Source organism: Vreelandella lionensis (assembly GCF_002087295.1).
GTDB classification, from domain to species: Bacteria; Pseudomonadota; Gammaproteobacteria; order Pseudomonadales; family Halomonadaceae; genus Vreelandella; species Vreelandella lionensis.
On the sequence record NZ_MWVI01000016.1, the window covers coordinates 1 to 10858 of the forward strand.

Annotated in this window: 5 protein-coding genes, 1 tRNA gene and 2 pseudogenes; 4 read left to right on the forward strand and 4 right to left on the reverse strand. The window is 50.9% G+C overall.

What is annotated here, in order from left to right:
- Positions 1 to 19: 19 nt before the first annotated feature.
- The 3 genes from B4967_RS21165 to B4967_RS02105 are packed head-to-tail and all read right to left on the reverse strand — an operon-like array spanning position 20 to position 2162.
- Positions 20 to 253 carry a diguanylate cyclase domain-containing protein gene (locus tag B4967_RS21165; RefSeq protein ID WP_083023270.1) on the reverse strand — a complete coding sequence of 78 codons (234 nt, stop codon included), beginning with the start codon at positions 251 to 253 and terminating at the stop codon, positions 20 to 22.
- The gene (locus tag B4967_RS02100) at positions 208 to 1587 is read right to left on the reverse strand and encodes a PAS domain-containing protein (RefSeq protein WP_161491462.1); all 1380 of its coding nucleotides are present in this window, start codon (positions 1585 to 1587) and stop codon (positions 208 to 210) included. The genes B4967_RS21165 and B4967_RS02100 overlap by 46 nt, the downstream gene beginning before the upstream one ends.
- The gene (locus tag B4967_RS02105; protein WP_083023273.1) at positions 1584 to 2162 is read right to left on the reverse strand and encodes a GAF domain-containing protein; all 579 of its coding nucleotides are present in this window, start codon (positions 2160 to 2162) and stop codon (positions 1584 to 1586) included. The genes B4967_RS02100 and B4967_RS02105 overlap by 4 nt, the downstream gene beginning before the upstream one ends.
- 130 nt (positions 2163 to 2292) lie before the next feature.
- Here B4967_RS02105 and B4967_RS02110 point away from each other — a divergent pair.
- The 4 genes and pseudogenes from B4967_RS02110 (at position 2293) to B4967_RS02130 (ending at position 9680) form a co-directional block, all read left to right on the forward strand.
- Positions 2293 to 3240: pseudogene (locus B4967_RS02110) on the forward strand (AEC family transporter).
- Between the two features lie 52 nt (positions 3241 to 3292).
- Positions 3293 to 3369: transfer RNA gene (locus B4967_RS02115), tRNA-Arg, on the forward strand.
- A 2027-nt stretch (positions 3370 to 5396) separates the two neighbouring features.
- Positions 5397 to 7816: pseudogene (locus tag B4967_RS02120) on the forward strand (putative bifunctional diguanylate cyclase/phosphodiesterase).
- A 475-nt stretch (positions 7817 to 8291) separates the two neighbouring features.
- Positions 8292 to 9680 carry a sensor domain-containing diguanylate cyclase gene (locus tag B4967_RS02130; RefSeq protein WP_083023279.1) on the forward strand — a complete coding sequence of 463 codons (1389 nt, stop codon included), beginning with the start codon at positions 8292 to 8294 and terminating at the stop codon, positions 9678 to 9680.
- 18 nt (positions 9681 to 9698) lie between these two features.
- Here the strand turns inward: B4967_RS02130 and B4967_RS02135 are convergent, their stop codons facing one another.
- On the reverse strand, positions 9699 to 10583 hold the full coding sequence (locus B4967_RS02135) for an HD-GYP domain-containing protein (protein ID WP_243470275.1): 885 nt from the start codon (positions 10581 to 10583) through the stop codon (positions 9699 to 9701).
- Positions 10584 to 10858 lie beyond the last annotated feature (275 nt).

Below are 10858 nucleotides of genomic sequence, written 5' to 3' on the forward strand. Positions count from 1 at the left end.
CGGCGCCGGCTTCACGGATTCAGGAGGTAGTCAGTTTTAGCGTGTGCCCATGCACATGAAGTGGTTGTTTAATGGCTCGATGAAGCGCTGCTTCACTCATGCGGTGGGTGGGGGCAGCTATAACAAACTCTTCACCACTTAGCCGACCTGCCATACCTAGCTCTTTTAGAGGTTCCACCAGCGCTTCAAGTCGCTTTGCAATGCGCTTTAAAATATCGTTCCCGGCAGGGTAGCCAAATAGGTCATTAAGCAGATTAAAGTCATCAAGTTTAGCACATACACTGACATTGGCTCGGGCTGCTGAGTGAGCTTTTCAAGCTGTGCGCGCGCTAAACGCTGATTAGGCAAGCCGGTGAGCTCATCAATATTCGCTGCTTTGTAAAGCGCTTCTTCGTGGCGCTTCGTTTCTGTAATATCCGATTGAATAGCAATAAAACCACCACCGGTTTGTTCGGTTGCCGGTAGGGGATTACAGCTAATATGCACCCAATAAGGCGTGCCGTCCTTACGGTAATTCAGCAGTTCTTCCTCAAAGCGCTGGCGATGACGAATAGCGTGGGCAATGCGCTGCGTCGTCGAGCGGTCTGTTGCTTTACCCTGGACAAGCTGGCCTGGCTTTTTACCTACAATTTCCTCAAACGAGTAGCCGCTTAGCCGTGTGAAGCCATCATTAATCCATTCCACTTTTCCATGGGCATCCGTAATCACCACCCCATTGCTGGTGTTTTTAGCCACCATCGAAAGACGAGCGATAGCCTGCTGATCGGTGTACTGTTGGCGAGAGTGACGTAAATTGTTAATGAATTGCCCAATACTGCCTAGCAATGGGGCAAGAAAATCTACTAGGGCCGTATCATAGCCAGTTGGGCGTTTAGCGAGTCCAATCATGGCAATACACTGGCCATGGGAGTGAATCGGTACGCCAAGAAATGCATTTAACGCAGGATGCCCAGGTGGCAACCCTCCGCTCCTCGGGTCGCTAGCGGGGGTATTTGAAATCACCACTTCTTCATGGCGCATGACATGGCCAAACAGCGTATCGAGATTGCTAAAGATCATGCCTTCTGGGGCGTTTTTAGCGAAAAAAAGCCGCGATGGTTCATCCCAAGTGATATCGGTAATTGCATGGGCGACCAAATAGGGGCTGTCAGCACTCTCATAGAGCACTTCGCCAATAAAGCCATACTCACTTGAGGTGAGGGCAAGAAGATCATCCAGCAACGGGTTAAGCGCTTTGGCATTGCCCTGTTCATCGATAAAACTGGCCTGGGCGCGCATAATCGCACGCTCTAACGCCTGCTGCCGTAGCAGCTGCGTTTCCACCCGTTTGCGTGGTGTCACATCCAGCATGGTGCCAATAAGCTGCACCACGTTGCCCTCGACCACTAATGGGTTGCCCGTAATGCGAACCCAGCGCGGTTCACCCGAGACAGTGATCAGTTGGAACGTATCGTTAAATGCTTTGCGTTGCTCAATGGCTGCGTCGATGGCATTGGTTAAGCGCGCACGGTCCTCTAGCGTATAGGCCTGCATCCGCTGTTCAAATGTGCGGGTATCGCGCTTATCGACATCGTACAGCTCGTTCACCACCTCATTCCAATGCGTGGCACGGCTGGGAACATCCATTTCCCATAAGCCAATCGCCGCGTGCCAATCGCATGGTAAGCACGCAGGGTCAAATAATGCTCAAACTGAAGCACGATGCTTTTGGCGAGCTGAAACAGTAGATCACGCTGTTCATCAGATAGTTGGCGAGGCTGCCGATCCATCACACAAAGCGTACCGATAATATTGCCATTATCTGCCACAAGCGGCATGCCCGCATAAAACACAATAGGAGGCGATGCGGTTACCAGCGGTGAGTGCTGGTGAATAGGGTCTTTGCGTGCATCAACAATTTCATACAGCTGCTGTTGCTGGATCGCTGTGGCGCAAAAGGATTGTTGGCGTACTAGGGTGCGGGGAAAGTCGCCTACGCTGCTTTTGACCCATACTTGCTCGTTATCAACCAGAGTGATCATCGCAAGGGGAACATCGCAGTAAGTAGCGGCTAGACGAGTAATACGATCAAGGTGTTGGTCAGCCGATAGATCACCCAAAGTATAGCGCTTGAGGGTAAGAAGGCGCTGTTCTTCATATTCGGGGCTGCCTGGCAGTACCATAAGTGACCTATAAGTGACGATGCGCGTTTATGCTTACTTTCCCTTATGGCGCGGTAACTGTCTAGCGAGTCGACAAATCTCTGTCAACGGTAGAACATAAGGGGATGCTTATTCGACTGAGAGAGCTTTTGTGGACCTACTTGAGCTGTTTACCCGCACACTAGATGTCACCCTGCCAGTCTTTGCTATGGTGTTCATCGGTATTGCCCTTAAGCGACTTGGGTGGATTGATAGCGAGTTCATATCGACCGCCTCTGCACTGGTGTTTAAAGCCACGCTGCCAACGCTGATTTTTCTGAGTCTAGTCAAAGCTGACCTGAGCGTCGCATTGGATGTGCCGCTTTTGCTATTTTTGGCGGTAGCCACATTAGGCCAGTTTCTGTTCAGCTGGGGGTGGGCGCATTTCCGGGTGCCGGTGGCAGATCGAGGCATCTACGTGCAAGGCGCATTTCGCGGTAACTGCGGAGTGGTGGGGCTGGCGCTAGCGGCAGGGATGTACGGTAACTATGGATTATCAGCGGGTAGCCTGCTGCTGGGCGTGGTGATTGTGATGTACAACGCGCTTTCCGTGGTGGCGCTGGCCGCCTATCAACCGGGGCAATCTCCCGATTGGCGCAGCCTGCTGGGGCATATTGTCAAAAACCCACTGATCCTATCCGTTTTTGCCGCGCTACCATTCACGGCATTTTCAATATCGTGAACTATCTGGGTTATGACTTCTGGCAACTACTTTGCTTCCCTGACGCTGCCGCTAGCGCTGATATGCATCGGCGCGACGCTTTCTGTGAGCAGCATGCGTGAAGGAAGCCAAGTAGCGTTTAGCGCTAGCAGTATGAAAATGGTGATTTTACCGGTGCTTTCCACAATAGCCGCATGGCTAATGGGCTTTTCAGGCAGCCAGCTTGGGCTACTCTTTCTGTTCTTCGCCAGCCCCACTGCCGCGGCAAGCTTTGTTATGGTGAAAGCCATAAATGGCAACGTCGCCCTGGCGGCTAATATCATCGCGATTACCACCTTAATGGCGAGCTTAACGGTAACGCTTGGTATCTTTGCGCTGCGGTTAGTCGGATGGATTTGAGGTGGCCCGGTTGGCCGTCGCGGAGCAACACGCTATACTATGCGCCCCGTAAGTCCCTGCAGCTCAGTAGGATAGAGCAGCCGCCTCCTAAGCGGCAGGTCGCAGGTTCGACTCCTGCCAGGGACGCCAGTTAAATCAATAGCTTGCCTTATTTTTATTTGAGCAAAATCATCGCTCTTAACGCTGGTTTCCTTAGATTTTCAAGTACTAAAACGCATGATGCATACTACTACGATGCTTGTGTGGCCAAGAGTGTACAGGAGTCGTTTTGCAAGGCGCTGATTTTTAAGTACCAAAAAGTTGTCGATGTGCGCTGCGATTTTGTATGTCTTATTTTCTACTTCTTTGGCTGACTTTTTTAATCTGCTCATGAGTTAAAAATCTACACTCACAAGAGGTTGGACTATGAGCATAGCTGAAGAAGAAAATCGGCATCTTACTGATTTATGTGTCTGTAAACGTTATAAAATTTCGCACTCAACTCTTTAGTGTTGGCTGAAAGGCTGGCTTCTGCCTCCGCCTGTAAGAATTTGCTCACGAGCGGTGGTGCGATGGTCGTTATCTGAGCGTCTCGCTTGGGAACAAAGCAAGCCAAAATAAATTTTATTCGCTATTTCTCTTAAGCCCCTGCGGTCACTAGCATTTCACTGCTTGATCTTGCCCAGGCTGAAGCGGTTATTGGTGCTCGGCTCTGCCACACTGGCTAGAAAACGTTGAGAGCGGGTTAACCGATAACTGCGTTACTCCGTTTTTTTGGCCTCAGCACTCCCTGCTTTAGATTCCCCATTTCAAACTTCTGGTTTTGCAATCATTAGCGCCTTCCTCAAGCTAGGGGGGTCACCCTTGATGTTGATTGGCCACATAGGCAGGGCCGGATGACTATGGTTGAAAGGTTAAATTTTGTATGGAAGAGCTACATCATATTCTCTGACTCCATCTATGGTTGCGCCTGCTTCCTAAACGTGTATAACAGCGCAACCTTCCACGGTCGCCCACGGCCTAAAGGAGGGATGGCGTTTGCTCTACATAAAGGCGATGCCTTGTTTAATTCCGTCGTCGAAGGACTATAACAACAGATGAACCAAAGTAACCGTCGTCTTGCCATCCAGGCGTGGCTGTTAATCCTGCTCACTAGCAGTTTCTTGATGGGGCTTAGCATTTATCTGCTTGACCTTGTTGCTTACGTACCGTTACCTCCGCAGTGGCGCCTCAGCCCAGATGGTAACTTGGCAGTGCTGTTGGTGAGTTTTGGCCTTCTGGCTCTACTGAGCCAACAGTCAAAATGGCGACGCTTAGCAGCAGGTGGTCTTATGGTTGTGCTAGGAGGTTATAGCCTTGGGCAACACCTCTTTGCTCCATCGATAGATGTTGATCTGTCATGGCTCAATGGAAGGCCTCGCTTAGCGCCTATGCCGGCACTCCTGGTTCTGGTTATGGGGGGATGTTGCTTATTGCCACAAACCTCTATTTACACTCAACGCTGCTACCGTGTGATCGGCTGGGTAGCGAGCGGGGTGGGTATTGCTACCCTCGCTTACCCCTTGATCATGCAAACTTCTTCTACGTCAGTGGCAGGTCTAACGGCTACAGGTAGTGTTTTTTGCCTGTTATTCGGCGTGGGCTTGTTAATCATTGTGCGTCAACTCTATTGTCCGGTGCTGTTACTGCCACGCTCTGCCATCATAGCTGGAGTGTTAGGCGTCACGGCTAGCCTATTGATCTGGTTAGCCGGCAGTTGGGTGCAATATCATGCTCGCGTTACTAGTGCCGAGAATTTAGTGAGCAATATAGCTGATGGGTTGTTGCAGCGTGTTGAAACAGATACCCGCTTAATTGAACGCCTTACCGCGCGGTGGCTAGCATTAGGAGACGCCCCAAATCCTGATGTCCAGCAAGTAGAAATGCACACCCTGATGAATGATGAGCCAAGCTTACAGGCCATCGCCTACTTGGGGCCTCAGTCTCAGACACGTTGGCGAGTAGGACGTGAACCTGAAGATCTGTTGTGGTTGATGGATCAGCTAGTGAACCCCATAACGCTCGGCTGGCTTCGCCAACAAGGGGAGCTAAGCCGACGTCTTAGTTGGCATTTTCCAGAACCTGAGCGCAGTGGCCTTGGTCTCTTAGCGGTCTCCCTTGATGGTGGGCAGAACACCATGCTGACCGCTATTGACTTCGCTGCCATCATCCGCAAACAGCGCCATCTGGATACGGGCGGTTTCACAGTCACCTACACGTCACACGATAGAACGTGGGGAACGCTAGCGGCCCAAGATTGGCATGAAGGGATTACGCCTCGGGTATTTGCTTCCCGTGAAGTGACCCTTCCTGGAGGGCCGACCTTTACAATTTCAGCGCTCGATGGGCCGCTGCCTATTGCCAGTTTGCCCGGTGCTTTGCCGGTCGTATTCGGCCTTTTGGGACTAGTGTTCTCCTATCAGTTGATTATCAGCCGCTCGCTGGTAGCGATTCGAGACCAACAAGCGGCTGCCCTGCAGCTTAGCGAGCAGCGCTTTAGCTCGCTATTTACCCAAAACCCAGATGCTGTCTTTGCGTTTGATAAAGAGGGTAACTACCGCAGCTTCAACCCGGTGACTGAGTCGATTATTGGTTTCCGAGAAAGCGAACTGTTGAACCGGCACTTCCGTTGCGTGATTTGTGAACCTGCCTGTTCACGAGCAGATATCGAGCAGACGGAAATGGCCTTCCGTGCTGCTTCCCAAGGAAGGCCATATAGCTACACCATGTGCTATACCCGTGAGGGAGCTGCTCCCAAGTATCTAGATGTATTGATGCTACCCATTATCGTCAATGGGGAGATCGACGGGGTGTTTGGTATCGCGAAAGATAGCACCGTGCGGGTAATCACTGAGGAGAGGCTAAACATTCTGGAGCGTAGCCTTGAAGCCAGCAATAACGGTGCCGTTATCTTCGACGTTCGTGAAGATGGAAGCCCGGTTGTCTACGTTAACCCAGCCTTTACACAAATGACGGGCTATCTGGAACAGGAAGTGCTTGGCCAATCGCCAGTTTTTCTGGTGGGTAGCAAGACAGCACCCAATGATATTGAGCAAATTAACACAGCCGTCCAGAACGGTGACAGTCTATCGACCACTATGCGCGCCTATCGGCGTGATGGCACCTCTTTTTGGAATCAGCTATTTCTATCGCCCGTGCGTGATGCGGATCAGCACGTCACTCACTTTGTGGGCATTATGAACGATATTTCAGAACGTAAAGAGCAGGAGAGTCAACTAGCCTATCAGGCGACCCATGATGTACTGACAGGCCTTGGAAACCGTGCTTTGTTTAGTGATCATCTTGCCCACGATGTGGAGCTAGCCGCTCGTAGTGGGCAGACGTTAGCCGTGCTGTTTATTGACCTAGATGAATTCAAACCCATCAACGATACGCTCGGCCACAAGGTGGGTGATCAGTTCTTGATCAGCGTGGCAGAGCGTCTGCAGCAGGGCCTACGGACTAGCGATACGCTAGCCCGCCTGGGGGGTGATGAGTTTGTGCTCCTGCTTCCTGACCTAAACCATCCTAGTGAAGCGGAAGAAGTCGCCAGTCGGCTGCTGGAAGACCTGAACAAAGCACATCGAGTCAGTGGGCATGAGCTCCATGTCTCGGCCAGCATTGGGATTGCGGTAAATCGCGGTGGGCTAGATGAACCTGAGCGACTGCTTCAGCATGCCGATATGGCGATGTATAAAGCTAAGCAACAGGGGCGTAACACCTATGAGCTTTTTACCGAAGATCTCGATAGTAAGCTGAGTCAGCGTGTTAGTTTGCGATGTGAGCTGCAGGAAGCTATCGAGCAAGGGCATCTCAGTCTGCACTACCAACCGTTGCTAAATAGGGCCGGTCATGTTGATGGGTTAGAAGCCCTGGTCCGCTGGCATCACCCGACCAAAGGCTTTATCTCTCCGGCAACCTTTATTCCCATGGCGGAGGAGACGGGCCAAATCATCCCGCTAAGCCGCTGGGTCATGCGTCAAGCATGTAAAGATGCACATCGGTTAGTGTCGGAAGGGCTGCTAACAGGGCGTATGGCGGTCAACTTATCGCCCTTGCAGTTTCACCGCCCTAACTTTCTGAGCACGTTGCGCCACGTACTGAAAGAAACAGAGCTAGCACCAGAACATCTAGAGCTGGAGCTTACCGAAGGGATATTGATGCATGATACTGATGGAGCTATTGATATTCTCAACGCTCTAAGTGGTATGGGGGTCAGTACCAGTATTTACGACTTTGGTACCGGCTTTTCGAGCTTGCGATATTTACGGGATCTGCCTATTGATAAGATCAAGATTGACCGTAGTTTCGTACAGGATGCTGCTAAGAGTGATAAAAATGCTGCTATCTGCAGGGTATTATTACGTTAGCCCAGGAGCTAGACCTTCGAGTCGTCGCTGAGGGAATCGAGATACCAGAGCAGCACGACTACTTAATGTCACTGGGCTGTGATGTGTTCCAAGGGTACTTGTTTGCTAGGCCTATGCCGCTAGATAGCCTCGTCACATGGCTTGCTCAGCAGCAAGCTGATTTTTATACGAAAAGCTCTATTTGCTAATGTCCTCTTTACAAAAGCAGCATAGGGGAAAGGAGTGGTTGAACGTTACGAGAACTCTGATGACGGCAGGGCATAGGTTGAAATTATCGTGTCGCCCCTCAAATCATGGGCAGGCTCAAGCGGGATGATCGAAAAATAATCAATGGTATCTTCTGGGTGCTGCCGTATTGTTCGCACTCGTTGCCATCGTGGAGCGGCGGGGGTATAGCCAGCGTTGCCTTTACGCTTTGTTGGTTAACGACCTGGTTAAAATTACCAGAACCGTCAATTATGGTTCTAGATTCTATTCTGTGAGTTTAATAGGGTTGGCTTGCAGGATAAGATTAACGATGCTATCTGCAATAGCTCTCTTATTGATAAAACAAGAGCGTCCAATGAGCCGATCCCCTAACTCTTTAGCAGCGCCCCTTGTTTTCTCGGTGACGGTCAATGCCTGTGATTGCTTAGCAGCACTGAGCAGGGGGGTAGTGCTTTGATGGACGCAGAGCACTGGGCAGACGGTGTCGATCGTTTGTTAGCTGAATTGGGTCCTGCGACTAGGGCTAGCCGTGTTTGGATTTTCCAGCTTTTGGAGATACAGCCTGAGGCGGTAATTCAAGACTATGTCTTCGAATGGGCCGCTTCCGATCGCTATCGTCAGTTGAGCCAGCGGCGCTTTCGCTTCTTCTCCTCCTCTCTCAAGGACCCCGAATATCGCCAGCTAGTCGAAGAGCGCAAGTTGGGAGGATGCCATGATATCTGTGTCCCCATCATGCCTGCCGGACCACTGCGGCGACATCTTGAAAGCCAAGGAATCCAATCCATGGCAACAGTGCCTATCTTTGTGAATAATCGTTGGTGGGGCACTTTGGGAGTCGATGACTGTGAGCGTGCTGTTAGCTGGAGAGGGCCGGGTCTTGACTTGCTAACCGCCGCCGGACAATTGATCGCAGCGGCTCTCTACCGTTACCAACTGAGCCATCGTTCTCGTCAGATAGAGCTGTTTCACAAGGTGGCCGACTGCGGTGTCTGGGAAATCAGTTTGCGCAATGGGCGCGTATGGTGTTCACAAACACTAAAATCGACACTGGGTTATCCGAAAACTTATCCGCGCGTGCCACTGAGGCGTTTGCTTGCCCGTCTCCATAAGAAAGATCGAGCTAGACTCTGGTCTCACTTAAGGAAGATTTATAGTGATGTAACACCTACCCAGTTGCGCCTAGATGCTCGAGTACGGTTCGACAATTCAGAGTGGGTTTGGCACGAAATCATTGCCGAGTTTCAATGCAATGAACAGGGGGAGCCGGTTGCTGTGGCCGGCTTGCTGGTCGATATTAGGCAGCGCAAACAGCATGAAGAGAAGGTGCAGGCTGACTCCGAACGAGATGCTCTAACCGGTGCTCTTAACCGACGAGGCTTAGAGCGCTACCTTGAAGCAGACACACATGTTAAGAGTTCAAGACACTTTATTCTGTTTGATATTGATCATTTCAAGCAGGTCAACGACACCTATGGTCATCCGGTTGGGGATGCCCTGTTGAAGTTAATGGTGGAGCGACTACAGCATGAGCTTCGAGCAGATGATTGGCTTGTACGTCTAGGAGGTGAAGAGTTTGCTGTTCTCGCCAGGAATATGCAGGATGATCAAGCCATCGTGTTGGCAGAACGCCTACGAAGAAGCGTAGCTGATGAGCCTTTCTACGTTAAAGTGCTTGGAAGTAAAGAGTCCTTGCCGATAAAAATGTCGATTAGTCTAGGTATTGCCCGCCAGCCTGAGAACCATTCTGACCCATTGGGCCAAATGATGGCTCAGGCTGATCAAGCGCTCTACACTGCAAAACGTGCTGGGCGTAACCGAGCCGTTTCGGATTTGGCAACAGAATAACCACTGTAGTGTTTTGGGTTATGCCTTCACGACTTTTACGCCGTAGTCGGCCGGGTTAACAATACCCTCCAATTTTCCAAGCTGTGAAAAATCGTCGCTGCCAATGACACTGCTAATGTTAGTGTCAGGGAAGCGTAGATTCTTGACAATATGAACTTGTGTTGGCATGCACTTGCTGTCGATATCCATGACCCAAGCGAGAAATCCTCCCGAGAATTTAGCTAGACTGCCGATAGGGTAGAGGCCATAGGCCTGTATGTATTCCACCAGCACTGTTCTGTCATAGGCAGTAGTAGCCTCATGAATCATACGATAAGCATCCAACGGTGTATGGGGCGGGATGCCGTTGCGCGAATGCATCAGTTTGTTGATTGCTTTAATCACGGAAACTAGACGCACTAGGTCAGACAGCTCATTACCTCGCTTGCCCGCCGGGTAGCCCGAGCCATCTAGACGCTCGTTAGCATTCTCAATGACTTGTCGGCAAGTGGAACTAGGTGTCCATTTAAGCTCTTTCAGCTTGTCACAAAGCACGGTCACGTGACCTCTGAGAATCTCCTTCTGCGTTGGGTTCATGTTGATCTTAAGCGATGGTAACTCAGCGTTGACCAGCAGTGGTTTACCCAGGGTATGTAGCAACGCCCCTAGCATGGCTTCACGTACACGTGAGGAGTGCGGATCACGCGCCAGCATCATGTCGGCTAACTGAGCCGTCACCTGTACGGCATGGCGAACCCAGTCCGGTTCGTCACGTAAGAAAGATAACGCATAGAGAAACGCCTTGCGATCTTGCTCGACTAGATAGCGTAGAGTGTCAACGCAGTCGTAAAAGATCACTCCGGGAAACAGATGACGGGCCTTCATATACATGAGTCCCACCTGGAGTTGGTGAGCCACTTCCATCACACCCCGTTCCATTGGTGATAGGCGTGTCCGTTTCTCGTTTCCATGGGTCTCACGCTGTAAAAGTTTTTGCTCCTTCGCCCCAGGGATAAACAGTGAAGAGTGGTAGTCCAGTTTATCCTTAGCCCCAGTGCGGTAGGAGGCCTCACGCTCGGACTCTGACACAAATCGAAATAGCGCCTCTGTCTGAGGAGTAGTCATGTTAATGAATTGGACGCCGACGGCAGCATAACCCTGGTTGCCAAAGTGTAGTGGTCAAGTAAAACTGGCCACCG

Coding starts and splice junctions, on each gene's coding strand:
- B4967_RS02105 (WP_083023273.1), bottom strand. CDS start 2,162: ATGGTACTGCCAGGCAGCCCCGAATATGAAGAACAGCGCCTTCTTACC.
- B4967_RS02135 (WP_243470275.1), bottom strand. CDS start 10,583: ATGGAAGTGGCTCACCAACTCCAGGTGGGACTCATGTATATGAAGGCC.
- B4967_RS02130 (WP_083023279.1), top strand. CDS start 8,292: ATGGACGCAGAGCACTGGGCAGACGGTGTCGATCGTTTGTTAGCTGAA.